The 25,346-nt window shown below is 71.2% G+C and carries 19 protein-coding genes and 2 pseudogenes; 9 read left to right on the top strand and 12 right to left on the bottom strand.

The genetic code is table 11. The features are described from left to right. The 6 genes from ACFU5K_RS25825 to ACFU5K_RS25800 all read left to right on the top strand — a co-directional run. The coding region (locus ACFU5K_RS25825) for an AAA family ATPase (protein WP_384065763.1) at positions 1 to 2,146 on the top strand (2,146 nt) is incomplete at its 5' end. 198 nt (positions 2,147 to 2,344) lie between these two features. Next, a complete protein-coding gene (locus tag ACFU5K_RS25820) occupies positions 2,345 to 4,222 on the top strand; it encodes an ABC transporter substrate-binding protein (protein WP_384065761.1) in 1,878 nt (625 codons plus the stop codon). Positions 4,223 to 4,225: 3 nt separating this feature from the next. Further along, positions 4,226 to 5,317 carry an ABC transporter permease gene (locus ACFU5K_RS25815; RefSeq protein WP_384065759.1) on the top strand — a complete coding sequence of 364 codons (1,092 nt, stop codon included), beginning with the start codon at positions 4,226 to 4,228 and terminating at the stop codon, positions 5,315 to 5,317. Next, entirely contained in the window at positions 5,314 to 6,234 is a 921-nt protein-coding gene (locus tag ACFU5K_RS25810; RefSeq protein ID WP_384065757.1) for an ABC transporter permease, read from the top strand. Before ACFU5K_RS25815 ends, ACFU5K_RS25810 begins: the two co-directional genes overlap by 4 nt. Continuing rightward, a complete protein-coding gene (locus ACFU5K_RS25805) occupies positions 6,231 to 7,292 on the top strand; it encodes an ABC transporter ATP-binding protein (protein WP_384065755.1) in 1,062 nt (353 codons plus the stop codon). The genes ACFU5K_RS25810 and ACFU5K_RS25805 overlap by 4 nt, the downstream gene beginning before the upstream one ends. Continuing rightward, positions 7,289 to 8,299, top strand: a complete 1,011-nt coding sequence (locus ACFU5K_RS25800) for an oligopeptide/dipeptide ABC transporter ATP-binding protein (protein ID WP_384065753.1) — start codon at positions 7,289 to 7,291, stop codon at positions 8,297 to 8,299. Before ACFU5K_RS25805 ends, ACFU5K_RS25800 begins: the two co-directional genes overlap by 4 nt. Positions 8,300 to 8,374: 75 nt before the next feature. On the opposite strand, the pseudogene ACFU5K_RS25795 reads toward ACFU5K_RS25800, so the two are convergent. From ACFU5K_RS25795 to rimP, 12 genes and pseudogenes are all read right to left on the bottom strand, one after another. Continuing rightward, a pseudogene (locus tag ACFU5K_RS25795) lies at positions 8,375 to 8,815 on the bottom strand (IS30 family transposase); the annotation flags it as partial. 58 nt (positions 8,816 to 8,873) lie between these two features. After that, positions 8,874 to 10,436: pseudogene (ltrA, locus tag ACFU5K_RS25790) on the bottom strand (group II intron reverse transcriptase/maturase); the annotation flags it as partial. 22 nt (positions 10,437 to 10,458) lie between these two features. Beyond that, positions 10,459 to 11,157, bottom strand: coding sequence for an IS3 family transposase (locus tag ACFU5K_RS25785; RefSeq protein WP_384065751.1), 699 nt, complete (start codon positions 11,155 to 11,157; stop codon positions 10,459 to 10,461). A 20-nt stretch (positions 11,158 to 11,177) separates the two neighbouring features. Further along, complete coding sequence (locus ACFU5K_RS25780) at positions 11,178 to 12,131, bottom strand: bifunctional riboflavin kinase/FAD synthetase (protein ID WP_384065749.1); 954 nt, start codon at positions 12,129 to 12,131, stop codon at positions 11,178 to 11,180. Positions 12,132 to 12,173: 42 nt separating this feature from the next. Beyond that, on the bottom strand, positions 12,174 to 15,743 hold the full coding sequence (locus ACFU5K_RS25775) for a trypsin-like peptidase domain-containing protein (protein WP_384065747.1): 3,570 nt from the start codon (positions 15,741 to 15,743) through the stop codon (positions 12,174 to 12,176). A gap of 270 nt (positions 15,744 to 16,013) precedes the next feature. Next, positions 16,014 to 16,919 (bottom strand): tRNA pseudouridine(55) synthase TruB, encoded by a 906-nt coding sequence (truB, locus tag ACFU5K_RS25770; RefSeq protein WP_384065745.1) that lies wholly within the window; start codon positions 16,917 to 16,919, stop codon positions 16,014 to 16,016. Further along, complete coding sequence (gene rbfA / locus ACFU5K_RS25765; protein ID WP_327113920.1) at positions 16,916 to 17,377, bottom strand: 30S ribosome-binding factor RbfA; 462 nt, start codon at positions 17,375 to 17,377, stop codon at positions 16,916 to 16,918. Before rbfA ends, truB begins: the two co-directional genes overlap by 4 nt. A 26-nt stretch (positions 17,378 to 17,403) precedes the next feature. Beyond that, positions 17,404 to 17,700 (bottom strand): DUF503 domain-containing protein, encoded by a 297-nt coding sequence (locus ACFU5K_RS25760; protein WP_053929043.1) that lies wholly within the window; start codon positions 17,698 to 17,700, stop codon positions 17,404 to 17,406. Positions 17,701 to 17,868: 168 nt separating this feature from the next. Continuing rightward, a complete protein-coding gene (gene infB, locus ACFU5K_RS25755) occupies positions 17,869 to 21,009 on the bottom strand; it encodes a translation initiation factor IF-2 (protein ID WP_384065742.1) in 3,141 nt (1,046 codons plus the stop codon). Positions 21,010 to 21,157: 148 nt separating this feature from the next. Further along, positions 21,158 to 21,436, bottom strand: a complete 279-nt coding sequence (locus ACFU5K_RS25750) for a YlxR family protein (RefSeq protein WP_384065740.1) — start codon at positions 21,434 to 21,436, stop codon at positions 21,158 to 21,160. Positions 21,437 to 21,584: 148 nt separating this feature from the next. Continuing rightward, entirely contained in the window at positions 21,585 to 22,625 is a 1,041-nt protein-coding gene (nusA, locus tag ACFU5K_RS25745; RefSeq protein WP_384065738.1) for a transcription termination factor NusA, read from the bottom strand. Between the two features lie 2 nt (positions 22,626 to 22,627). Then, positions 22,628 to 23,125 carry a ribosome maturation factor RimP gene (gene rimP, locus ACFU5K_RS25740; RefSeq protein ID WP_384065736.1) on the bottom strand — a complete coding sequence of 166 codons (498 nt, stop codon included), beginning with the start codon at positions 23,123 to 23,125 and terminating at the stop codon, positions 22,628 to 22,630. Positions 23,126 to 23,296: 171 nt separating this feature from the next. Between rimP and ACFU5K_RS25735 the strand changes: the two genes are divergently transcribed. The 3 genes from ACFU5K_RS25735 to ACFU5K_RS25725 are packed head-to-tail and all read left to right on the top strand — an operon-like array spanning position 23,297 to position 25,252. Then, positions 23,297 to 23,812, top strand: a complete 516-nt coding sequence (locus ACFU5K_RS25735; RefSeq protein WP_384065734.1) for a hypothetical protein — start codon at positions 23,297 to 23,299, stop codon at positions 23,810 to 23,812. After that, positions 23,809 to 24,303 carry a ferritin-like domain-containing protein gene (locus ACFU5K_RS25730; protein WP_384065732.1) on the top strand — a complete coding sequence of 165 codons (495 nt, stop codon included), beginning with the start codon at positions 23,809 to 23,811 and terminating at the stop codon, positions 24,301 to 24,303. The genes ACFU5K_RS25735 and ACFU5K_RS25730 overlap by 4 nt, the downstream gene beginning before the upstream one ends. 28 nt (positions 24,304 to 24,331) lie before the next feature. Further along, on the top strand, positions 24,332 to 25,252 hold the full coding sequence (locus ACFU5K_RS25725) for an aminoglycoside phosphotransferase family protein (RefSeq protein ID WP_384065730.1): 921 nt from the start codon (positions 24,332 to 24,334) through the stop codon (positions 25,250 to 25,252). Positions 25,253 to 25,346 lie beyond the last annotated feature (94 nt).

The following is a 25,346-nucleotide window of genomic DNA, read 5'->3' as shown; positions in this document are numbered from 1 at the left end:
GGGACATTCGCCACCCTCGGGAGCGCCGCCGGCCGGCGGCGCTCCCGAGGACGCCGTGCCGTCGAACGTACCGGCGCCCTGGTCCCCGGGCCCGCCCGTGCAGGGCGGTCTCCCGCCGCTCCCGCCCGCCTTCCAGCCCGCCGCACCGCAGCCGAACGCGCCGCAGCCCGCGGCACAGTGGCCCGCCCAGCGGTCCGAGCCCGCACGGCCGGGCGAGACGCCGGGAGGCTACGGCTTCCCGCAGGCACCCGCAGCGGCCGTCCCGTCGGCGCACCCCGCACCTCCGTCGCCGCCGCAGCCCCCGGCCCACCCTGACGCGCCCGCGCCGCAGGCCGGCTACGGCTTCCCGCAGTCACCTCCGCAGCCGATCCCCGCCCAGGGCACACCACAACTGCCGCCGATCCCTCCGCAACACGGCGGCTACGGCTTCCCGCAAGGCACCCAGCAGCCGGGCAGGGGGGCGGCACAGGGCGGCTACGGCTTCCCGGCTCCGCAGACGCCCCAGCCGCCCCAGTTCTCCGCACCGGGACAGCCGAGCGCCCCGCTCCCGCCGCAGATCCCTCAGCAGCCGGCCCAGGGCGCCCCGCACCTCCCCGCACCGGCCGCGCCCCAACAGCAGCCGGAGGCCTACCGTCCCCAGGCCCCCGTCGACCCCCGCACCGGCTCCGCGTGGCCGACAGCGGTCACCCACGACCAGCGTGAGCGTTCCGTCCCGGGCGCACCGCTCGGCTACACGGCCGCAGTGGAGCTCTCGTCGGACCGGCTGGTCCGGGGCAAGCAGAAGGCCAAGAGCAGCCGTACGCCCTCCGGCGCCTCGCGCTTCAAGCTGGGCGGCAAGAAGGACGAGATCGAGCGGCAGCGCAAGCTGGACCTGATCCGCACCCCGGTCCTGTCCTGCTACCGCATCGCGGTCATCAGCCTCAAGGGCGGCGTCGGCAAGACCACGACGACCACCGCGCTCGGCTCGACCCTGGCCACCGAGCGGCAGGACAAGATCCTCGCCATCGACGCCAACCCGGACGCCGGCACGCTCGGCCGCCGGGTGCGCCGCGAGACCGGGGCCACCATCCGCGATCTGGTCCAGGCGATCCCGTACCTGAACTCGTACATGGACATCCGCCGTTTCACCTCGCAGGCGCCCTCCGGTCTGGAGATCATCGCCAACGACGTGGACCCGGCGGTCTCCACGGCCTTCAACGACGAGGACTACCGCCGGGCGATCGACGTCCTGGGCAAGCAGTACCCGATCATCCTCACCGACTCGGGTACCGGCCTGCTGTACAGCGCGATGCGCGGGGTGCTGGACCTCGCCGACCAGCTGATCATCATCTCCACCCCGTCCGTCGACGGCGCGTCGAGCGCGTCGACCACGCTGGACTGGCTGTCGGCACACGGATACGCGGATCTGGTGCAGCGCTCCCTGACCGTCATCTCCGGTGTCCGCGAGACCGGAAAAATGATCAAGGTCGACGACATCGTGCAGCACTTCGAGACGCGCTGCCGGGGCGTCGTGGTGGTGCCGTTCGACGAGCACCTGTCGGCGGGCGCCGAGGTCGACCTCGACATGATGCGCCCGAAGACCCGCGAGGCGTACTTCAACCTGTCCGCGCTCGTGGCCGAGGACTTCCAGCGCGCCCAGCAGCAGCAGGGCCTGTGGACGTCCGACGGCAGCAGCCCGCCGCCGCAGTTCGCCCCGCCGATGCCGGGAGGGCAGACACCCGGTCAGCAGGCCCCCGGGCACCACCAGTACGCGCCGCAGCAGCAGCCCGGCCTGCCCTATCCCGGACAGCCGCAGCCGTACCCCGGTCAGCCGTATCCCCCGCAGCCCCAGCCCGGTCAGCCCTACCCGCCCCAGCAGCCGTACGGGGGACAGCCGCAGTACGGACAGCAGCCGCCTCAGCAGGCCGCCGTGCCCCAGCAGCCGTACCCGCCGCACCCCGCTCCGGGCGGCCGGCCCGGCGGTTGGCAGCAGCAGCCTCCGCCTCCTCAGGGGCAGCCGGGGGTCGGAGCGGCCGAGGGCCTCCCGGCGCCCGCGCACCACGATGGCCAGGCACATCAGTCCGGTCAGTCCGAACTGCGAGGCCCGGTTCCGCCGTCAGGCCGGCAGGAGCACCCTCCGCAGCCGCCTTCGGCGCCTCAGCAGTAAGGCAGTAGAGGTCTAAACCAATGAGGGCTCGCACCGTTCACGCGGTGCGGGCCCTCATCGCATTCCCGCAGCCCACACGCGGTTTGGACGACCGTTGACGCGACTCGACCGCCGCTGATAAACCTTCGCTTCACCAGCTGGCGAACCAGAGATCTACCCGCCTTCACCATGCGAGTCATGACGCGAGGTCCACGTCCTATGGTCACAAGAGTCCCTCCACACCCGTCCCGCCCACCACGCGGCCGCCTGCGCGTCCTTCTCGCCTCCGGCGCGGCCGCTCTGGCCCTGGCCGCCGGATCCGTCGTGCCCGGCAACCCGCTCACCCCCGCTCCCCAGGAGGCGCACGCCGCCGACGGCAAGTCGACGCTCACGGTCGCGGTCGCGCAGAGCGTGGACTCCCTGAGCCCGTTCCTCGCACAGCGGTTGCTCTCCACGAGCATCCACCGGCTGATGTATGACTTCCTGACGAACTACGACGCCAAGGACAACCACACGATCCCCGGGCTGGCCACCAAGTGGGAGCCTTCGGCGGACAAGCTGACGTGGACGTACACGATCCGGTCCGACTCGAAGTGGTCGGACGGCGAGAAGGCCACCGCCGAGGACGCGGCGTGGACCTTCAACACGATGATGACCGACGAGGGCGCGGCGACCTCGAACGGCAGCTTCGTGTCCAACTTCAGGAAGGTGACGGCTCCCAGCCCGGACAAGCTGGTCATAGAGCTGAAGCAGCCCCAGGCGACGATGACGGCGCTCGACGTGCCGATCGTGCCCAAGCACGTGTGGGAGAAGGTCGGCGACTTCTCCAAGTTCAACAACGACACGAAGTTCCCGATCGTCGGGAACGGTCCGTTCATCCTGACGGACTACAAGGTCGACAGCTACGTGAAGCTCAAGGCCAACAAGGACTTCTGGCGCGGTGCGCCGAAGTTCGACGAGCTGGTCTTCCGCTACTACAAGGACCAGGACGCCGCCGTCGCCGCCCTCCGAAAGGGTGAAGTCTCCTTCGTCGCCGGCAGCCCGAGCCTGACCCCCGCCCAGGCCGCGTCCCTGAAGTCGGCGGACAACATCAAGGTGAACGACGCCCCAGGCCGACGCTTCTACGCCCTGGCCACCAATCCGGGCGCGCGGACCAAGGACGGCAAGAAGTTCGGTGACGGGCACGCGGCGCTGCTGGACCAGAAGGTGCGCCAGGCGCTCTTCATGGCCGTGGACCGCACCACCATCATCGACAAGGTCTTCCAGGGCCACGCCATAGAGGGTGAGGGCTACATCCCGCCCCGCTACGGCTCGTACTTCTGGAAGCCGGCGGCCGATCAGAAGCACGCCTTCGACCCCGCCAAGGCGGGCGCCCTCCTCGACGAGGCGGGCTACAAGAAGAACAGCGACGGCAAGCGGGCGGGCAAGGACGGCAAGCCGCTCGACTTCCGCATCCTGTGCCACGCCACGGACCCGAACGACAAGGCGATCGGCAAATACCTCCAGGAGTGGTGGGGCGACCTGGGCGTCGGCCTCAAGGTCGACTGCCGCGACAACGTCTCGGACCCCTGGTACGCGGGTGAGTACGACCTCGCCTTCGACGGCTGGTCCGTCAACCCGGACCCCGACTTCGTGATGTCGATCCACACCTGCGCGGCCCTGCCGGCCAAGGCGAAGGAATCCGCCGCGACCGACAACTTCATCTGCGACAAGCAGTACGACGAGCTCTACGCGAAGCAGCTGGCCGAATACGACCCCGCCAAACGGGCCGATTTGATCAAGCAGATGGAGTCGCGGCTGTACGACACGGGGTACATGAACGTCATGGCGTACCCGAATGCCGTCGAGGCCTACCGGACCGACCAGATCAAGTCCATCACGACCATGCCGTCGGACGCGGGCAACATCTTCGGTCAGGACGGTTACTGGAGCTGGTGGTCGGCCACCCCGGCCGCCGGCGCGTCGGGCGACTCGTCCGGCGACAGCGGCAGCTCCACCGGAGTCCTCATCGGTGTCGGTGTCGCCGTAGTCGTCCTCGCCGGTGGCGGGCTGCTGTTCGCCATGCGTCGTCGTTCCACCGCGGAAGACCGTGAATAGTCCATGAGCACAGAAAGCACTCCCGCGCTCCTGAAGGGCGCGGCGGGCGTGGACGCTGTCGCGACCGACGGCCCGGCTCCGGCCGGGCCGTCGGCCCGCAGTCCACGCGCCCGCAGCACGACCGCCTATCTCCGCTATGCGGCGGGCAAGCTGGCCGGTGCGGCCGTCTCGCTGTTCGCCGTGCTCGTCACCAGCTTCTTCCTGTTCCGCCTGATCCCCGGCGACCCGGTCAAGCAGATGACCGGCGGCCGCCAGGTCTCGACCGAGCAGATCGCCGCGATGCGCAAGGAATTCGGCCTGGACCTGCCGCTCTGGCAGCAGTTCACCCAGTACTGCGGCAAGGCCCTGACCGGGGACTTCGGCACGTCGTACCAGTTCCACGCCCCCGTCATGGACAAGATCAGCGAGGCGCTGCCCGCGACGCTGCTGCTCACCGGCACCGCCTTCGTGATCTACACCGCGATCGGCATCTGGCTGGGCGCCAGGTCCGCCTGGCGCAACGGCTCGGCCGGCGACCGCTTCCACACCGCCTTCGCCCTGACGCTGTACTCGGTGCCCTCCTTCTGGCTGGGCCTGCTCCTGATCATCACCCTGTCGGTGGGCATCGGGCCGGTCCCCGGCATGTTCCCGACCGGAGGCATGGAGTCGGGCAGCGAGACCGGCTTCGCGTACGTCGTCGACGTGGCCCACCATCTGGTCCTGCCCGTCGTCACCCTGGTCGCCGTCGAGTACGCGCGCACCCTCCTGGTGATGCGCTCCTCGCTGCTCGACGAGATGGGCAGCGACTATCTGACGACGGCCCGGGCGAAGGGGCTGCGCGACGACCTCGTACGCCGTCGGCACGCCGTACCGAACGCCATGCTGCCGACGGTGACCCTGCTCTTCGTCAACCTGGGCAACACCGTGGCGGGCGCCATCCTGGTGGAGACGGTGTTCTCCTGGCCCGGCCTCGGAGGCCTCTTCTACCAGGCACTGAGCGTCCCCGACCTGCCGCTGGTGCAGGCGCTGTTCTTCATGTTCGCCGCAGCGGTGATCCTGATGAACACGCTCGCCGATGTGATCTATCCGCTCCTCGATCCCCGGGTGGGCCGATGACGACCACGACCGACGCCGCGCAGGTCATCAGCCCGCGCGCGCTGACCTGGACCCGCAGGCGGCAGGCGGCGACCCGCTTCTGGCGGCAGTACCGTACGCACCGGGCGGGATTGGCCGGTCTCACCGTGCTCGCCCTGATCGCCCTGATCGCGCTGGCGGCCCCGCTGCTGGTCGGCGCGGACTCACAGAGCGTCGCCGATGCCCCAGGCGGCCCCCTGGAGTCGCCGAGCGCCGAGTTCCCCCTCGGCACCGACCAGTTCGGCCGCAGTCTGCTCGCCCTGCTGGTGTGGGGGACGCGCGTCTCGCTGACGGTGGGTCTGCTCGCCGCGTTCCTCTCGGTGGCCATCGGGACACTGGTGGGCATCACGGCCGGCCACTTCAAGGGGTGGTACGGCAACGTCGTCATGAGGATCACCGACTGGTTCCTGGTCATGCCGACGCTGGTGCTCGCCATCGCGCTGGCGACCGTGCTCTCGCGGTCGCTCTGGACGACGATCCTCGCCATCGGCGTGACGACCTGGCCGACGACGGCACGGCTCGTGCGTGCGCAGACGCTGTCCGTGGAGTCCCGTCCGTACATCGAACGGTCCAAGGCTCTCGGCGGCGGGCACGGCCACATCATGTCCCGGCACGTGCTGCCGAACGTGATGCCCCTGGTGCTCGCGCAGACCACGCTCGTGATCTCCACCGCCATCCTCACCGAGGCGACCCTCGCCTTCCTCGGGCTCGGCGATCCGACGATCGTCTCCTGGGGCGGGCTGCTCCAGGACGCCCGTGAGGCCGGAGCGGTCAGCTCCGGCAACTGGTGGTACCTCGCTCCGCCCGGACTCGCCATCGCGGTCGTCGCACTCGCGTTCACGCTGTGCGGCCGCACCATCGAGTCCGTGCTCAACCCCAAGCTGGGGGTGTCCCGTTGACCGCTGTGAAGACAGAGAGCGTGGAGAGGCCGGAGACCGGGCAGCCATTGCTCGACGTCCGGAACCTGCACGTCACGTACGGTTCCGGGGCCTTGGCGGTCCCCGCCGTCCGCGGCGTCGACCTGCGGGTCGAGGCCGGCCAGAAGCTCGGCATCGCCGGGGAGTCCGGCTGCGGGAAGTCGACGCTGGCGCTGGCACTGCTCCGGCTGCTGCCCGCCTCGGCGACCCTGAGCGGGGAGATCCTGCTCGACGGTGAGGACGTCCTCACCATGAAGTGGGGCCGGCTGCGCGCCGTGCGCTGGGCGGGGGCGTCGATCGTCTTCCAGGGCGCGATGCACTCGCTGAACGCCGTGCACCGGATCGGGGACCAGATCGCCGAACCGATCCTGCTGCACCGCAGGGCGACGCCCGCCGCCGCGCGCAGGCGCGCCGGCGAACTGCTGGAGCAGGTGGGTCTTCCGGCCGCCCGTGCGGACGCGTACCCGCACGAGCTGTCCGGGGGCCAGCGCCAGCGCGTGATGATCGCGATGGCGCTCGCCTGCGACCCGCGGCTGGTCATCGCCGACGAACCCACCACGGCACTCGACGTGATGATCCAGGCTCAGATCCTGCGGCTGATCGAACAGCTCGTCAGCGAGCAGGACCTCGGCCTGATCATGATCAGCCACGACCTGGCGGTGCTCTCCGACACCTGCGACCGGCTCTCGGTGATGTACGCCGGGCGGGTCGTCGAGGAGGGTCCCGCCAAACAGGTCTACGAGAGCGCCAGGCACCCCTACGGGAGCGCCCTGTCCGCCGCCTTCCCGCGCATCGGCGACCTTTCGTCCCGGCACGCGCCGCGGGGTCTGCCGGGCGACCCGCCGGACCCCTCGGCACTGCCCTCGGGCTGCACGTTCCATCCGCGGTGCACGGCGGCGCTGGACTCCTGCACCACACAGGACCAGGAACTGCGCCACGCCGGCCCTGCGCGGCGGGCCGCCTGCGTGCTCGTGGAAACGGACGTCACCCCGGCACCGGCCCCGCACGCCGGCACCGAGGAAGCAAGGAGCACCTCATGACCACCACTCCCCCGGCCCCCCTGCTCAGCGCCGAGTCACTGAAGGTGGCGTTCCCCGGCCGGCGCGGGGCGGCGACCGCGCGTGCGGTGGACGGCGTCGACCTCGACATCCGGCCGGGTGAGATCGTCGCCCTGGTCGGCGAGTCGGGCTGCGGGAAGACGACGCTGGCCCGGTCCCTGCTGGGGCTCGTACCGCCCACCGCCGGCCGGGTCACCTTCGGCGGCGAGCCGCTCGACTACAGGGGACGGGCACTCAAGGCGTACCGCAAGCGCGTGCAACTGGTGCTCCAGGACCCGAGCGGCTCGCTCAACCCGCGCCACACGGTCTATGACGCGGTTGCCGAGGGCCTGCGTATCCACGGCTACGCGGGCGACGAGCGGGCGGCCGTCTCCGGGGCCCTGTCGCGAGCGGGGCTGCGGCCCCCGGAGCGGTTCTTCCTGCGCTTCCCGCACGAGCTGTCGGGCGGTCAGCGCCAGCGCGTCGTGATCGCGGGCGCCCTGGTCCTTGAACCGGAGCTCATCGTCGCGGACGAGCCGGTCGCCTCGCTGGACGCCTCCGTGCGCGGCGAGATCCTGGCGCTGCTGCTGCGGCTGCGCGACGAGCTGGGACTCTCGGCGCTGGTGGTGACGCACGACCTGGGCCTGGCCTGGAACATCGCGGACCGGGTCGCGGTGATGTACCTCGGCCGGATCGTGGAAACGGGCGATGTCGAGCAGATCCTCACGGCCCCCCGGCATCCGTACACCCAGGCCCTGCTGTCGGTGCTGCCGGAGGCGGACGGCGAGCCGGTCATCCTGACGGGTGAGCCGCCGGACCCCTCGAAGGTGCCGTCCGGCTGCCGCTTCCACGCTCGCTGCCAGGTCCTCGCCTCGGGCGAGGCGGAGCGGGCAGGGGTCGCGGACGCGTGCCGCACGAAGGACCTGCCGGTGCTGGAGGGCGACGGCCGGACCGGCGTCGCCTGTCACTGGGCGGCGGCCGGGGTCGTCGAGGCACCCGCGGCGCCCTGAATCCCACCCGGTACGACACCGGGCCCGGCACGCCAGGCGGTTTCTAGGGATCGTCGCAACACGTGGTCGTGTTGGTCAGGTCGCGAGCAGTTTATGCAGGCGCTCGGCTGGGGTTTCCCAGCCGAGCGTTTTGCGTGGGCGGCCGTTGGGTTCGGCAGCGACCGCGTTGAGGTGTTCGCGCGCGTGTACTGAGAGATCGGTGCCCTTGGGGAAGTACTGGCGGAGCAGGCCGTTGGTGTTTTCGTTCGAGCCGCGTTGCCAGGGGCTGGCCGGGTCGCAGAAGTAGACCGGGACGTCTGTGGCAACGGTGAAGGAGCCGTGCCCGCCCATCTCGCTTCCCTGGTCCCGGGTCAGGGACCGCCGGAGGCGGGCGGGCAGGGTCTGGACCGTGGTGACCAGCGCGTCCCGGACGCTTTCGGCGCCGTGGTCGCCGGGCAGGTGCAGGAGCATGACGTAGCGGGTGGCGCGCTCGACCAGGGTGCCGATGGCCGACTTCCCGTCCTTGCCGATGATGAGTCGGGTAGCGGGGACGCATTACTGCGTCCCCGCCCCCTCAGAACCGTGCAAGCAGCTTTCACCGCACACGGCTCAAGCAAGCCCCCAAAGGCTCGTCGGCAGACAAAGGTGCTGGACTTCTCATCGCGGCGGCTCCATTCCGCCGTTGACAATGGGTGTGGAGGAGACGGATTCGTTGACCGTCCTGCGCGCTCTCGTCCGGGAACGCGATGTATTGCTTGGAGATCGCTTTCCGGATGACTGCCCGCCACGTTTCCCATTCTTGTGGGCTTTGCGGCGGGTGATCGGCGTGCAGCAGGAGTCCTCCGCAGATCGAGCAACGGCCGCGCTGTGCCTGTAGCAGACGCACGGTCATAGCATCGACCGGTAGAGGGTTTCCCTTGCGGCGCCGCTGAGCCCAATATGACTCCAGGGCAGGGTCGTCCGGGGACGCCTTCCCCTTGACCAACTGGTGCCGGACTATCTTCGTCCAGGAGAACTTGAGCAGGTAGGCGCCGCTGTCGCGGTCACCGAACACCCACCGGTCGCTCCTGGTCCTGTTGAACCGGCCGAAGTACTTGTCGGAAATCCAGTGCTTCGGCTTGTTCGGGTGACTGTGTTTAGCCCACTTGTAAGCGAGCTTCCACATGTGATTGTCCAGCGCCGTGAAGATCTCGCTGGACACCACCGTCCGGTAGTAGGCCGACCAACCCCGCACGATCGGGTTGATCTTCTTGAGTACCGCACCGGCGTTGGCCCCTCGCAGGGCCACCATTTCGGTGCTGAGCCGTTCTCGGATCCGCCTCCGGGCCGCTTTGCTCGGCTTGATCAGCAATTTGCCGTGATAGCGGCGGACGTTGAACCCCAGGAAGTCGAACCCGGTCTCCGCGTGGACGATGCGTGTCTTGTCCTCGTGGAAGGCGAGTCCCCTGGGCGTCAGCCATGCAGCCAGCAGTTCCTTGACCTGTTCGGCCTGTTCACGGCTGATGCACATCGCGACAAAATCATCTGCGTACCGCACCAGCACGGGGCTGCCGCTTTGCGCACTCCCGGCATCTCTGCCGGCGGTGTAATAGCGGACCCCTGCGGCTTCCTCCATTCCGTGCAAGGCCACGTTGAAGAGCAATGGGCTGATCACCCCACCCTGCGGAGTTCCCTCCTCGGTCGGGGCAAACCGACCGCGATCCACGACCCCGGCCTTCAGCCACTGACGGACCAGTCCCCGGGCGGGGAAGGTGCCGAGTGCAGCCATGAGCCGGGCGTGGTCGATACGGTCGAACGCCGCCGTCAGGTCCGCGTCGAGTACCCACACACGCTGCGGGTTCTTCCCGTTGAGCGTGGAGTAGATGGCCCCGATCGCGTCGTGACAGCCGCGGCCGGGCCGAAAGCCATAGGACTTTGGCTCGAACCGCGCTTCCCACTCGGGCTCCAATGCTCCCAGCGCCACAGCTTGCAGACACCGGTCGACAATCACGGGAATCCCGAGTCCGCGCTTCTTCATGGTCCCCGGTCTGGGGATGAACACCCGCCTGACGGGCTTGGGAATCCACGGCCGGGCACGGTGCTGAACCCACTGGGCCAATGCGGCCTTGCTCTGGGAAAGCAGCACCACCTTTCCATCGACTCCCGCCTGTGAGGTTCCCCCGTTGCTCGGGAGGTGCTGATCAGCTGGTCAGAGCGGGTTGACGGAAATTCAGGTTGACTCTTTTGGCCGCTGCCTGATCGGAGTAGTGCTTCTCCTCGAACTCGATCGGGCTGAGGTAGCCGAGCCGCTTCTGGATACGTCGGCTGTTGTAGAAACCGTCGAAGTATTCGAAGAGCGCGAGGTTCGCTTCGGCCCTGGTGGCGAAGACGCGGCCGCGGACGCATTCGGTCTTCGTCAGCATCCAGAGATTCTCCGCGAGGGCGTTATCGTAACTGTCGCCGACCGAGCCCATCGATGCATGAATTCCCGCCCGCACGAGGCGAGTTGTGAGCTTGATGGACGTATATTGACAGCCGTGGTCGGCGTGGTGGACGAGCTTGCCGGGCTCAACCTCGCGAGAGGCGAGCGCGTACTCCAGACTGGACAGGACCAGGTCGGCGTCCGCGCGGGCGGAGGTTTCCCAGGCCACGACCCGGCGGGAGAACGCGTCGCGGATCGCGGACAGCCACAACGGGCCCTCAACGGTCGGAATTATCGTCAGGTCGGTGACCCACAGCCGGTTCGGCCCCTGGGCGGTGAAGTCCCGGTTGACGAGGTCCGGGGCGAGCGTGGCCTTGGGATCTCGGCGCGTGAAGCCGCCCCGGCGCGGGCTGAGGCCGAGCGCCGGGCCCGGTGTCGTACCGTACGGTCCGCGGGAGCGCCCCGGGCCGCCCGGCACACCGCTGTACGCGACGGGCGTCAGGCCCGTTCGTACGCCGCGATCAGCTCGCCGCTCCGCTTCACGTCGGCGGCCATGGCGACCAGCAGGTCGTCGATCGACTCGAACTTCAGCATGCCGCGCACATAGGCGAGGAAGTCCACCGACACGTGCAGCCCGTACAGGTCGAGGCCGACGCGGTCGATCGCGTACGCCTCGACAGTCCGCTCGGTGCCGTCGAACTGCGGGTTCGTGCCGACGGAGATCGCGGAGGGCATCACCTCGCCGTTCGCCGTCAGCCAGCCGGCGTAGACGCCGTCGGCCGGGATCGCGGTGTGCGGCAGGGTCTCCACGTTCGCCGTGGGGTAGCCCAGATCACGGCCGCGCTGCGCGCCGCGCACCACGACGCCCTCCACCCGGTGCGGACGGCCGAGGATCTCCGCCGCCCCCTCGACGTCGCCCTCGGCGACGAGGCGGCGGGTCAGCGTGGATGAGAACGGCTCGCCGCCGCCCGCCTCCCCGCTCACGAAGAGGTCGACGACCTCGACGCTGTAGTCGTGCGTAGGGCCGAGCTCGGCAAGGAGCGTGACGTTGCCCGCCGCCCTGTGGCCGAACCGGAAGTTCGGTCCCTCGATGACCAGCCGTGCGTGCAGCCTGTCGACGATTACCTTCGTGATGAATTCGGTGGGCGCCAGCTTCGAGAACTCGGCGGTGAACGGAAGGATCAGCACCGCGTCGACGCCCAGCTCCGTCATCAGCTCGGCGCGCCGCGTGTGCGGGGCGAGCAGCGGCGGGTGCGTGCCCGGCCGCACGACCTCACTCGGATGCGGATCGAAGGTGACGACGACGGAGGGTACGCCGAGTTCCCGCGCCCGCTCCACGGCACGGCCGATGATCAGCTGGTGCCCACGGTGCACCCCGTCGTAGGAGCCGATGGTGACGACGCTGCGTCCCCAGCCCTCGGGGATGTCCTCCAAGCCACGCCAGCACTGCACTGTGACCGCTCCTCGCCCGAACCTGTGTACGTGTGTATGTCATTACGCAGGTCTAAGACTGCCATGCTCGCACCCCGCGGCCTGCATCGGCATCTGGATCCCGGACCGTGGACCGTCCGGCACCTGGGTCGTCCGGCGGGCCGAGGGTCCCACCACGGCAGCCCATTCCTGCGGCGCGTCGGCCAGCCATCCGTTGACCAGGGCCGCGAATCCGGGAACGTCCCGGGCGAGCTCGACGATCCCGCGGTCGAAGCGGGCCGCCCCCTCGGGCGTCCGGACGAGGAGCAGGCCCGTGCGGTGTACGAGTGCACGCGTGCGGGCCTCCGGACGGCGCCCGGAACCGGCCGCGGCGGCCCGCAGCAGTGCTTCGAGGACCTCCGGGTCCCTCCCGGTGTTCTGCTCGAACTCCAGCAGGACCTCCAGCAGCTCGGCACGGAGCGGTCTGGACGCAACGCTCCCGGGCGCGGCGAGCACCCGGGCCAGGGCAGCCCGTACCGACGGCGGTGCGGGGCGGTCCCGCAGGAGGCCGGTCACCAGAGGCAGCAGGAGCGCGCGGGCGGCCGGGCTGTGCTCCAGCCTCAGCTCCACGTACGCGGCGGCCTGCGCCCCGCCCTCTCCCCCGGGACGGCTGTCGATGTACCGGCGTACGAGGCCCGGCGCGTGCAGCGCCAGGGCGGGGGTGTCCAGACCCGCCAGCTCCCTCAGCACTGCGTCGGCGGCCTCCCCCGGAAGCGACAGCCGGGCGCGCAGCGCCGCGAGCACGGGTTCGGGGTACCGGGGGAACACCTCCGTCAGCAGGGACACCGACAGCCGCGGGTCACCGGCGGCGAAGATCCGCAGGGCCTGCGGCAGGTAGCGGCCCCCGGTTCCCGGGTCGCGGATCAGGACGGTGAGGGCCCGTGCGTGCAGGGCGGTGTCGTCCGGACGGGCCAGCAGGGTGAGTGCCGCGCCGCGCAGCAGGGCGCGGTCCGCGCCGGTGAGGGTGCGTGCGGCGGCGAGCGTGGCGTGAACGGCCGCCGCGGCGCGCCGTCCCGGCCTCTCCTCGTCGCGCGCCCAGCGGCTGACGGCCCGGCACAGGGCGGACGGCTCGTCCTCCAAGAGCGCGGAGAGCAGTTCGGCGGCGCGGGGGTGGGAGGTGTCCACGAGCGCCTCGGTCAGGTCGTCGACGGCGAGGTCCCGGCGGGCGTACAGCAGCGCCTGGGCAGCGGCGGCCACGGTGAGCCCTACGGGCGCGCTCTCCTCGGCGGGCAGCGGGCTCTCGTCCGTGAACCACTGGCAGAGCAGTCCCTGCACGGTTTTCGGATCGGCGGCCAGGCGCCGTGCCACCGCGTCCAGGTAGCGCAGGCCGCCGTCCGTGCGCGGTGCGCCGTCGGCGGGCAGCAGCCTGCGCAGGAGGTCGATCCGGTCGTACTCGGGCAGACGCGTCCGGCACCAGAACCATGGCCCGAACCCGGCGTACGGCCCGAGGGCGGCCGGTCCGCCCCCGGACAGGGAGCGCCGGGTGATCCGCCCGGTGAGGACCCGCAGCACCCCGAGGTAGGGACGCGCGTCGGGCACCCTGATCAGGCTCTCCCGCAGCAGACGGGCGGCCCACCAGGCAGCGTCGGGGTACCGGGCACCCGTGCCGTCCTCGGCGCCGAGACGGTCCATGGCCTCGATCAGGTCCGCCATCCGGTGGGCCAGCGCCGCCGGGCCCTGCCGTCGCTCCAGCAGGAGCATGGCCTGGATCACGGGGCCGGTGCGGTGGCGTGGGACGGGGAGGTTCCGGGGCTCGTCGGGGGCGTCGGCCACGGCCGGTGGCCGGGTCCCGGAGGCCTGGCCGCTCCCGTCCGGGGGCTCCTCGGCGTGCCACCGGTGAACGAGGGAGCGCAGCGCGGCGTCCAGGTCGAGGTGGGCGCCCTGCACCCAGTCGCCCAGCTCCTCGTGGGCGAAGCGGTATCCCGGACCGGCCGGGACCAGCAGCCCTTCGGTGAGGACGGCCGAGGCCCACCCCGTGCGCCAGGGGAAGATCTCCTCGAAAGCCGCCCGGTCCAGCTCGCCCTGGCCCGGACCGAGGCAGCGTCTGGCCGCCTCGTGGACCTGCCCGGCGACCTTCGCGGCCAGTCTGCGGACCGCCGCGCCACGGAGCCCGGGTTCCGACTGGGCCCCGATCCGGACGGCGATGCGGACGCAGGCGAGGTCCAGATGGGCGGCGAAGACCTCCTCGGTACCGGGCCTGCCGGGCACGTCCGGCGGCAGGGCCTTCCGCACCTCGGCGAGCAGGCGCAGCGTGAGGGGGTGCTTGTCGTGGCCGGGCGCGATCGCGCCGGGCGGGATGCCGTAACGCTCCCGGGCGAGCTCTGCCTGGCCGGTCGTGAGGTCGCCGAGCCGGACCGCGGGCGGCAGCCCTCCGGCGGGCCGCTCGGGCCGGTGCAGGGCGCCCCGCGGGTACAGCGCTCCGGCGGTCTCCCAGTGTTCGGGGCGGCAGGCGACCACCATCCGGACTCCGTGGAGAAGGAGCCAAGCGGCCGTGGCCTCGGTCCACCCGCCGAGCCGGTGGGCCAGCAGCGGCGGCATCTCCTCCGGCCCGTCCACGACCACGAGCAGCGGGTTTCCCGAATCGGACGCGAGGCGGGCCACCCGTTCCGGCGTCGCGACCGCCATGTCGCCCCGGGCTCCGGCCGCGGTGATGATCTTCCCGGAGTGCTGCAGCGCCCGGGTCATGGCGTCGGTGACCGAGGTGTCGTCGGCCAGCAGATCGGCTCCGCGCAGCCAGAGCGTGAGGGCGGGGACGGGGCCGCGGGCCCTGCGGCCGGCCAGTGCGGCCAACTCGGTGGTGCGGCCGGTGCCCGGCGCGCCGACCAGCCCGAGGACGGGGCCGGTCGCGGCCTCGAAGGCGGCGAACTCGGCACTGATCCGGGGACGTTCTACGGCCTCGACGCCACCGGGGCGGCTGTCGGCGTGACCGAGCGAGGTGGCGGTCAGCTGGAGTGCTCCCGCGAGGTTGAGGTCGCAGCCGTATCCCGGGACTCCGCTCGCGTTACGGCGGAGCACCTCGCCCAGCGGGCCCCCGCCGGTCAGCGGCACCGCGAGCCCGGCCGTCTCCCGGCCCGCGCTCAGCGCGGTCGAGAGCACCCCCAGGACCGCTCCGGTGCAGGGGTCGGTCACGGGCCCGCCGACCGCGGCGCCGCCGGACCGCAGCGCGTCGCGCCCGTCCGTGCCGAGCGCCAGCTCGAGCGCCTCGGCGACCGGATGCTCCCGTCCGCCTTCGGAGTACGTCGCGGGGATCGTCCCCAGCACCCGCGCCTCGCGCCAGCCGTGGGCCGCGATCCGCACGTAGGTGCCGGTCCCGATCTGTTCGCGTACGGCGATGGGGAGCGGCTCCACCCCCAGTGCCTCGGGTCCGCCGGTGCGGAGCAGTGCCAGGCCCTGGTCCGGCAGGGTGGTGATGTCGTCGGAGCCGACCGCGCAGGTACGGCCGTCCGCGGCATGGAGTGTCAGCGGGGCCGACGGCGCGACGACCTGATGGCTGGTGACGACAGTGCCCCGGTCGTCCGCGACGAACCCGGTCCCCCGCGGCCGGCCGGCCTGATCGCAGATTCTCACAAGTTTCGACCGGTCCCCGCTGCCCATGGGTCAGACGGTAGATGCCGAGTGATCCGCACGAGAAACGCGAGAGGCGAAAGCGCCCCCCTCACACCCCCCTGGCGCTCCGAGCGCCCGCCCATCGGGGTGAATCGACGGGTTCACCTGGACATGGATGGTCCGGGGAGGGGGATCGTGGAGCGGGCAGCACCCGGGGGCCTGCCCGCTCCACGACGGACCCGCGGGATCACCGGTGCGCAAGCCGTCGGACGGCCGGGCCACCGGGCGGCGGGACCATCGGGCGGCCGGCCGATCTGCTCAGGCGAAGACGGCGAGGCTCTTGGCCTTGCCCTTCTCCTCCTCGACGAGCACCAGGAACGCCCCGTCGGGCCCGTAGACCCCGACCGGTCCCGGTGGATACGACGGCATGTCCAGCCGCACCCCGTTGAGCAGCAGCCGGGCGCGCTTCTCGTCCACGTCCCAGCGGTGGAAGGCGGATGCGGCGGCCTCGGCCACCGGCATCACGGTCAGCTTCTCCTGGTGCTGGTCGAGCGTCCGGGCCGCGTCCAGGCCGTACGGCCCGACGCGTGTGCGCCGCAGCGCGGTCAGGTGCCCGCCGACGCCGAGCCCGGCGCCGAGGTCGCGGGCCAGGGCCCTGATGTACGTACCCGACGAGCAGACCACCGAGACCACCAGGTCGACGACGGGGGTGCCGTCCTCGGCGACCTCGTTGCGGACGTCGTAGACGCGGAAGGACGAGATCGTCACCGGGCGGGCCGGGATCTCGAACTCCTCGCCGCCGCGCACCCGTGCGTAGGAGCGTTTGCCGTCGATCTTGATGGCGCTGACCTTGGACGGCACCTGCATGATCGCGCCTGTCAGAGCCGCGACACCGGCGTCGATGCCCTCACGGGTCACTCCCGAGGCATCGGTGGACGAGGTGAACTCGCCCTCCGCATCGTCGGTGACCGTGTCCTGGCCGAGGCGGATCGTCCCCAGGTACTCCTTCTCGGTGAGCGCGAGGTGGCCGAGCAACTTGGTCGCCCGCTCCACGCCGAGCACGAGGACACCGGTCGCCATCGGGTCCAGCGTGCCGGCGTGACCGACCCGCCGGGTGCGGGCGATGCCGCGCATCTTCGCCACGACGTCGTGCGAGGTGAAGCCGGACGGCTTGTCGACGATGACAAGTCCGTCCGGCGTCTCTTCCTGCTTGTTCTGCGTCATGCGGAAGGCGAGTCCTCGTCGTCCCCGGCGGACTCGTCCTCCGGCTTGCGGTACGGGTCGGCGTCACCGGCGTACGTGGCACCGGAAGACACCTCGCGCACCTTGGCGTCCGAGGCGCGTGCCCGGTCGAGCAGGTCCTCGATCGCCTTGGCGTTGTCCGGCAGGGCGTCGGCCACGAAGGCCAGGGTCGGGGTGAACTTCGTCCCCGCCGCGGCGCCGACCGCCGAGCGCAGGATGCCCTTGGCGCTCTCCAGGCCCGCGGCCGCACTGGCCCGCTCCTCGTCGTCGCCGTAGACCGTGTAGAAGACCGTGGCCTCCCGCAGGTCGCCGGTGACACGAGTGTCCGTGATGGTCACGTGCGTGCCCAGACGCGGGTCCTTGATACCGCGCTGCAGTTTTTCGGCGACCACCACCTGGATGAGGTCCGCCAGCTTCTTTGCCCGCGCGTTGTCGGCCACTGGTCCGTCTCCTTCTTAAGCCTTGCTCAATCGTCTTCGTCGCTGTGCAGCCGCCGCCGTACGGACAGCAGCTCCACTTCCGGCCGGCCCGCGATCATGCGTTCGCACCGGTCGAGTACGTCTGTGAGGTGCCCGGTGTCCCCGGAGACCACGGCAAGACCGATCTCGGCCCTGCGGTAGAGGTCCTGGTCACCCGTCTCCGCGACACTCACCGCGAACCTGCGGTGGAGCTCGGCGACGATCGGGCGGACGACCGAGCGTTTCTCCTTCAACGACCGTACGTCGCCCAGGAGCAGATCGAAGGACAGAGTCCCCACATACATGTGTGTCCGGATGTCCCGCCGGTTCGGGTTCGGTACCCCGCCATCGCTTGGCGGGGACACCAGAACCGTACACGGAACGGCCGGGGCCGATCGACGGAAATACGACCCGTCGACCGGCCCCGACTGTGGAAGAGAGCCCGGGGGTCGCCCCCCGGGAATCCCCGTCGATCAGCCTCGCGGCTTCTCGCGCATCTCGTACGTCGCGATGACGTCGTCGATCTTGATGTCGTTGAAGTTTCCGAGGTTGATACCGCCCTCGTAGCCTTCGCGGATCTCGGTGACGTCGTCCTTGAAGCGGCGCAGACCGGAGATGTTGAGGTTCTCCGCGATGACCTTGCCATCGCGCAGCAGGCGCGCCTTGGTGTTGCGCTTGACCTCGCCGGAGCGGACCAGCACACCGGCGATGTTGCCCAGCTTGGACGAGCGGAAGATCTCGCGGATCTCCGCCGTGCCGAGCTCGACCTCTTCGTACTCCGGCTTGAGCATGCCCTTGAGGGCCGCTTCGATCTCTTCGATCGCCTGGTAGATGACCGAGTAGTACCGGACGTCCACGCCCTCGCGCTCGGCCATCTGCTCGGCACGCCCTGCGGCGCGCACGTTGAAGCCGATCACGATGGCGTCGGAGCCGGTCGCCAGGTTGATGTCCGACTCGGTGACCGCACCCACACCGCGGTGCAGCACCCGGATGTCGACCTCTTCACCGACGTCGAGCTGGAGCAGCGAGGACTCGAGAGCCTCCACCGAACCGGACGCGTCGCCCTTGATGATGAGGTTGAGTTCCTGGACCAGACCGGCCTTGAGCGCCTCGTCCAGGTTCTCCAGGGAGAACCGGACACCCTTGCGGGCGAAGTTGGCGTTGCGCTCACGGGCGGCACGCTTCTCGGCGATCTGACGGGCCGTACGGTCCTCGTCGACCACCAGGAAGTTGTCGCCGGCACCCGGGACGTTGGTGAGACCCAGCACCAGGACGGGGGTCGAGGGACCCGCTTCCTGGACGTTGTTGCCGTTGTCGTCGAGCATCGCCCGGACACGGCCGTACGCGTCGCCGACGACCATCGTGTCGCCGATGCGCAGCGTTCCGCGCTGGACGAGGACGGTCGAGACGGCACCGCGGCCGCGGTCGAGGTGGGACTCGATCGCAATACCCTGCGCGTCCTGCTCCGGGTTGGCCCGCAGGTCGAGCGAGGCGTCGGCGGTGAGGACGACGGCCTCCAGCAGTGCCTCGATGTTGAGGCCCTGCTTCGCGGAGATGTCGACGAACATCGTGTCGCCGCCGTACTCCTCGGCCACCAGCCCGAACTCGGTGAGCTGACCGCGCACCTTGGTCGGGTCGGCACCCTCGACGTCGATCTTGTTGACCGCGACCACGATCGGCACGTCGGCCGCCTTGGCGTGGTTCAGCGCCTCGATCGTCTGGGGCATCACACCGTCGTTCGCCGCCACCACGAGGATCGCGATGTCGGTGGACTTCGCACCACGTGCACGCATGGCGGTGAACGCCTCGTGACCCGGGGTGTCGATGAAGGTGATCCGGCGGTCCTCGCCGTTGACCTCGGAGGAGACCTGGTACGCACCGATGTGCTGCGTGATACCGCCGGCCTCGCCCGCGACGACGTTCGTCTTGCGGATCGCGTCCAGCAGCCGGGTCTTACCGTGGTCGACGTGACCCATGACGGTCACGACCGGCGGACGGGAGACCAGGGCCTCTTCGCCGCCCTCGTCCTCGCCGAACTCGATGTCGAAGGACTCGAGCAGCTCGCGGTCCTCCTCCTCGGGGCTGACGATCTCGAGGACGAAGTTCATCTCGTCCGCGAGCAGCTTCAGCGTCTCGTCGGAGACGGACTGCGTGGCGGTGACCATCTCGCCGAGGTTCATCATCACGCCGACGAGCGACGCCGGGTTGGCGTTGATCTTCTCCGCGAAGTCGGTCAGGGACGCACCGCGCGACAGCCGGACAGCCTGCCCGTTGCCGCGAGGCAGCATGACGCCGCCCACCGACGGGGCCTGCATGGCCTCGTACTCCTGGCGCCTCTGACGCTTCGACTTGCGGCCACGACGCGCGGGACCACCGGGACGGCCGAACGCACCCTGTGTGCCACCACGGGCACCCGGGCCGCCGGGACGTCCACCGAAGCCGGGACGACCGCCGAAGCCGCCGCCACCACCGGGACGGCCTGCGCCGCCACCGCCACCGGGACCACCGGGACGGCCGGCGAAGCCGCCGCCGCCACCACCGGGACCGGCAGGACGGCCTGCGAAGCCGCCGCCACCGGGACGACCGCCGCCGGCACCGCCGGGACGACCGCCGCCGGCACCGGGACCGCGGCCACCGCCGCCGGGGCCACCACCGGGACGCGGGCCCGCAGCGGGACGCTGCGGCATCATGCCCGGGTTCGGACGGTTACCCGAGGGGGCACCGCCCGGACGGGGAGACTGCGGACGGGGCATGCCGCCCGGGGACGGACGTGCGCCGCCCTGACCCTGGCCCTGCGGGCGCGGGGCGCCGCCGGGACCACCCTGCGGGCGCGGGGCGCCGGGGCGCTCCTGACCGCCGCCGGGGCGCGGGGCACCGCCGGGACGGGGCGCCTGAGGGCGCGCCATGCCGGTGGAACCGCCGGAGGTGAAGGGGTTGTTGCCCGGACGGGGTCCGGCCGGACGGGAGCCGCCGGGGCGGGGTGCGCCCTGGCCGGCGGGGCGTGCGGGGCGGTCTCCGCCGCGCTCGCCACCACGACCGCCGTCACGCTCGCCACCACGGCCGCCGTCGCGCTGACCGCCGGCCGGAGCCGGACGGGCGGGGCCACCGGCAGGACGCGGTCCCGGGGTGGCACCCGCGGGACGCGGGGCCTGCTGCTGGGGTGCGCTCGGCTGTGCCGGAGCCGGAGCCGAGAACTCGGCTGCGGGCACCGGAGTGACCGGGGCGGGCTTCGGCGCGGGCCTGGGGCCCGGACGGGGACCCGCCGACGGCGCGGAGGGCGCCGAGGGGGTGCTGCTCTGCGCCGGAGTCTCGGCGGCGGCCGGCTTGGGGGCCGGGACGCCGGGCTTCGGGGCGGCAGGACGTGCGGCGGCGGCCGGAGCCGGTGCCGCGGGCTTTGCGGGGGCGGCCTTGCGAGGCGCGCCAGGCTTTGCAGCGGACTTGCCGGCGTTGCCGCCGGGACCCTGCAGTGCGTCAGTCAATTTGCGTACAACCGGCGCCTCGATCGTCGAGGACGCCGAACGGACGAATTCACCGAGTTCTTGGAGCTTGGCCATGACGACCTTGCTCTCGACGCCGAACTCCTTGGCGAGTTCGTATACCCGGACCTTAGCCACATCGCTCCTTTTAGGTCCGGGTTACCGCCGGACCGTCGCTACTTCATGGGCGTACTCATCGCGTACTCATCGAGTGCTCATCGCAATCTCGACCTACTTCCAACTCGCGAGGTACCTGACCGCACGGGGACCCGTGCCGTTCACTTTCTTACGGTGTCACCCGCTCGACGAACCGCCGCAGTGCCGCGGTGTCGAACGGCCCCTCGGCCTTGAGGGCCCGGGGGAATGCCCGGCGGCGGACCGCCAGGTCGAGACAGACAGGGACGGGGTGGACGTACGCACCCCGGCCGGGCAGCGTACCGCGTGGATCAGGGACTACTTCACCCTCGCCCACCACGATGCGCAGCAGCTCGCTCTTGGCCGCTCGCTCCCGGCATCCCACACAGGTTCGCTCGGGGCAAGCGCGGGCGTGCGTCCGGCCAGACACGGCTAAGTCTACCTCCCCGCGCCGACCTCACCCCTCTGGGGTAAAAATCGAACGGATGTTGTCGTGATCTCAGCGGCACGCCGCCTCGATCTGTTCCTTCGGACGCCCCCGGGGCCACCTCCTGGGCGGCCCGCGAGCGGTCCGGTGATCAGCCCCGCTCGGACCGCTCCCGGGCCCGCTCGGCCCGCTCACGGTCGGCGACGTCGCGCTCGGCGTCCGTCTCGGTGTCCGGGCGGATGTCGATGCGCCAGCCGGTGAGCCGCGCGGCCAGGCGGGCGTTCTGCCCCTCCTTGCCGATCGCGAGCGACAGTTGGTAGTCCGGCACGGTCACCCGGGCGGAGCGCGCGCCGAGGTCCACGACATCGACCATGCTCACCCGCGCGGGTGACAGCGCGTTGGCGACCATCTCGGCGGGGTCGTCCGACCAGTCGACGATGTCGATCTTCTCGCCGTGCAGCTCGGCCATGACGTTGCGCACACGGCTGCCCATCGGGCCGATGCAGGCACCCTTGGGGTTGAGGCCGGCCCGGGTCGAGCGAACCGCGATCTTGGTGCGGTGACCCGCCTCGCGGGCGATGGCCTCGATGACGACGGAGCCGTCGGCGATCTCCGGTACCTCCAGCGCGAAGAGCTTCTTCACGAGGTTCGGGTGAGTGCGCGAGAGCGTCACGGAAGGACCGCGCACACCCTTGGCGACCCGGACGACGTAGGTGCGCAGTCGCAGGCCGTGGGTGTACTCCTCGCCGGGCACCTGCTCCTGCACCGGCAGGATGGCTTCCAGCTTGCCGATGTCGACCAGGACGTTCTTCGGGTCCTTGCCCTGCTGGACCAGACCCGTCACGACGTCGCCCTCGTGGCCGGCGTACTCGCCGAACGTCCGGTCGTCCTCGGCGTCGCGCAGCCGCTGCAGGATGACCTGCTTGGCGGTGGTCGCCGCGATACGGCCGAAGCCGGACGGGGTGTCGTCGAACTCCTTGGGCTCCTGGCCCTCTTCGAGCTCGGCCGGGTCGTCCTTCGCCCACACCGTGACGTGGCCGTTGGCGTCCAGCTCGACGCGCGCGCGGCGGTGGCTGCCCTCGGTGCGGTGGTACGCGATGAGGAGGGCCGACTCGATCGCCCCGACGAGCACGTCGAAGGGGATCTCCTTGTCCTGCGCCAAGCCCTTCAGAAGCTTCACATCGATGTCCACGGCTACGCCTCCTCTTCCTTCTTGTCCTTGCGGTTGAATTCGATCTCCACGCGCGCCTTGGCGATCTCGTCGAAGGCGACGCGGCGCGCCGTGGGCTTGCGGCCCTTGACGCCGGGCACTTCGAGATCGAGTCCCTCGTCGTCCACCCCGAGGATGCGGGCCACCAGCTCGCCGCCGTCGCCCAGGGTGAGTCTCGCCAGCCGGCCGGTTGCGCGTACGTAGTGGCGGTGCTCGGTCAACGGGCGGTCGGCGCCCGGAGAGCTCACCTCGAGGACGTACTCGCCCTCTCCCATCACGTCGGTCTCGTCCAGCGTCGCGGAGACGGTACGGCTGAGCTCCGCGCAGGTGTCGAGCTCAACGCCGTCGTCCGAGTCCACGATCACCCGCAGCACCTGGCGGCGGCCGGCCCGGGACAGCTCGATCTCCTCGAGGTCCAGCTCCTGGGCGTTGACGAGGGGCTCCAGCAGTTCGCGCAGCCTGTCGCTCTGGGTGGTGCTCATCCGGGTGACTCCTCGGCCGCGTGTGCTGTTGTGTGGATCGTCGCGTGTCGGATCAAAGGGTATCCGGTCCGCAGGGGTGTTGCCGTCCGCCTCCCGCCCCACCGCGGGTACGCTCACCTCCGGTGATCACTTCAGGTCAAAAACTGTCAGAAACCAGGCTGAAGGAGACAAGTGCGCCGGACGGGGACGACGCGCAGGAGTGCGCTCACCGCTACGGGCGCCTTCGCCCTGGGCGCGGTGCTGACAGGATGCGGGAGCGGTCCGGGTGAGCCGCGGGACCGTCGCGTGAAGGCCGAGGCGGCCTCGCTTCGGGCCCGGAGCTCAGTGAGGTCCGCGGCTGCCGGCGCCGGGGTGTCCCTGCTCGCCCGCTACGACCAGGTCGCCGCCGCGCATCCCCTGACGGAGGCCGGACTCGCTCCGCTGAGAGCCGCCGTGGGGGCCCACCTGGCCGCGCTCGGCGGGCCCCCGAAGGGCGGCCCGCCCGCGCCCGCCCCGTCGGCGCTTCCCACCGACGCGAAGGCAGCGCTGAGAGCACTGGCGGCCCAGGAGCGGCAGGTGGCCGACGACCGCGCCGCAGCCCTCCTGGAGGCCGATTCCGAACTGGCCAGGCTGCTGGCCTCGATCGCCGCGGCCGGTGCGGCCAACGCCTATCTGCTGACCGAGCTGGCCAAGGAGACCCCGGCATGACACAGGAGGCCGACAACCCCGCCGACGCGGAGCCGCTGCGGGCCGCGCAGGCGGCACTCGCCGCGGAGCACGCCGCGGTCTACGGCTACGGGGCCCTGGGCGGCAGGCTCGAAGGGGCCCGCCGGGGCGACGCGACCGCAGCCGTCGACGCCCACCGCGCCCGGCGCGACGCGCTCGCCCGGACCGTGCGTGACCTCGGCGGCACACCGGTGGCGGCGGACGCCGCCTACGCCCTGCCCTTCGCGGTCCGGGACCCGGCGACCGCGATGCGGCTCGCGGCCGTGCTGGAGGAGCGGGTCGCGGGCGTGTACTCCGATCTCGTACGGGCCGCACGGGGACCGCTGCGGCAGGACGCCGCGGGCGCGCTCCGGGAGGCCGCGGTGCGTGGAGTGCGCTGGCGTGGGTCCGGCGTAGCCTTTCCTGGGCTCGCGGAGAAGGCCGACTCCCCGGACACCACGGCGGAGGCGGGCTCCACGGGTGTCACGCGCTGAGCAAGCTCTGAAAGGGAACAAGGCACGTATGGGTTTCGAACCGCCGCAGCGTCTGGTCCGAGCGCTCGGCGAGACGTACGGGGACGCTCCCGCCGCCGAGTGGCTCGGCCGGCTTCCCGCACTCACCGACGAAGCACTGTCCGCAGCGGGGCACCAGGTCACCCTCGACCGGGTCGTGGCACCTGGGGGACGCAGCAGTCTCGTCCTCCTGGTGCACCGGGAGGACGGGACGCCCGCCGTCCTGAAGGTGGCGCCCCCTCGCGCCGCGCCCGCGCTCGAACGGGCCGCCCTCGCGCGCTGGAAGGGCTGGGGCGCCGTCGAGCTCCTGACCGGTGCGGACGCCCAGGTGCCTGATGGCGCCCTGCTGCTCGAGCGGCTGCACCACGAGGTGTCCCTGCGTTCCCTCCCCGAGGCGAAGGCCCTGCTGGAGGCGGCGGGCACCCTACGGCGCCTGTGGGTCGAGCCGCCTGCCAGTCACTCCTTCGAGACCGTCGCCGAGCGCACCGCCCGGCAGGCGGAGCCGATGCGGGCCGCCGCCGAGCGGGACGAGGAGCTCGGGCCGCTCGTCTCCGCCGCACTCGCGGCCCGCGACGAACTGGTCGCCGACTCCCCCGAACTCCTCCTGCTGCACGGCAACTTCCGGCAGAGCAAGGTCCTGTCCGCCGAGCGCGCGCCATGGCTGGCCGTCGGTCCGGAACCGCTGACCGGCGAGCGCGCCTACGACCTGGCTCGACTGGCGCGTGACCGGGTGGAGGACCTCATCGCGTCGCCTGGGGGCGCCGTCACGGCCCGCCGCCGGGTCAGGAAGCTCGCCGACTCGCTGGAGGTGGACCAGGACCGGCTGCGCGGCTGGACGCTGTTCCGGGCGGTCGAGTCCGGCACCCGGTCGCTGACGGTGGGGCGGCGGCAGGACGGCGAGCTGGCGCTGGAGTTCGCGGACTGGCTCTGAGCTTGACGTTTAACCTCGCTGCTGTTCGTGTTCCTTGATCGTTTCGGCGCGTTTCACGGTTTTGCCGACGTCCTGGATGCGGGCCTTGTGCTGG

It is taken from the genome of Streptomyces sp. NPDC057428, from assembly GCF_042803195.1.
Lineage (GTDB): Bacteria > Actinomycetota > Actinomycetes > Streptomycetales > Streptomycetaceae > Streptomyces.
Note: the sequence above shows the minus strand (reverse complement) of the source record. Positions and strands in the feature narration are given on the sequence as shown.

Coding starts and splice junctions, on each gene's coding strand:
- ACFU5K_RS25820 (WP_384065761.1), top strand. CDS start 2,345: ATGGTCACAAGAGTCCCTCCACACCCGTCCCGCCCACCACGCGGCCGC.
- ACFU5K_RS25815 (WP_384065759.1), top strand. CDS start 4,226: ATGAGCACAGAAAGCACTCCCGCGCTCCTGAAGGGCGCGGCGGGCGTG.
- ACFU5K_RS25810 (WP_384065757.1), top strand. CDS start 5,314: ATGACGACCACGACCGACGCCGCGCAGGTCATCAGCCCGCGCGCGCTG.
- ACFU5K_RS25800 (WP_384065753.1), top strand. CDS start 7,289: ATGACCACCACTCCCCCGGCCCCCCTGCTCAGCGCCGAGTCACTGAAG.
- ACFU5K_RS25775 (WP_384065747.1), bottom strand. CDS start 15,743: ATGGGCAGCGGGGACCGGTCGAAACTTGTGAGAATCTGCGATCAGGCC.
- truB (WP_384065745.1), bottom strand. CDS start 16,919: ATGACGCAGAACAAGCAGGAAGAGACGCCGGACGGACTTGTCATCGTC.
- ACFU5K_RS25760 (WP_053929043.1), bottom strand. CDS start 17,700: ATGTATGTGGGGACTCTGTCCTTCGATCTGCTCCTGGGCGACGTACGG.
- rimP (WP_384065736.1), bottom strand. CDS start 23,125: ATGAGCACCACCCAGAGCGACAGGCTGCGCGAACTGCTGGAGCCCCTC.
- ACFU5K_RS25730 (WP_384065732.1), top strand. CDS start 23,809: ATGACACAGGAGGCCGACAACCCCGCCGACGCGGAGCCGCTGCGGGCC.
- ACFU5K_RS25725 (WP_384065730.1), top strand. CDS start 24,332: ATGGGTTTCGAACCGCCGCAGCGTCTGGTCCGAGCGCTCGGCGAGACG.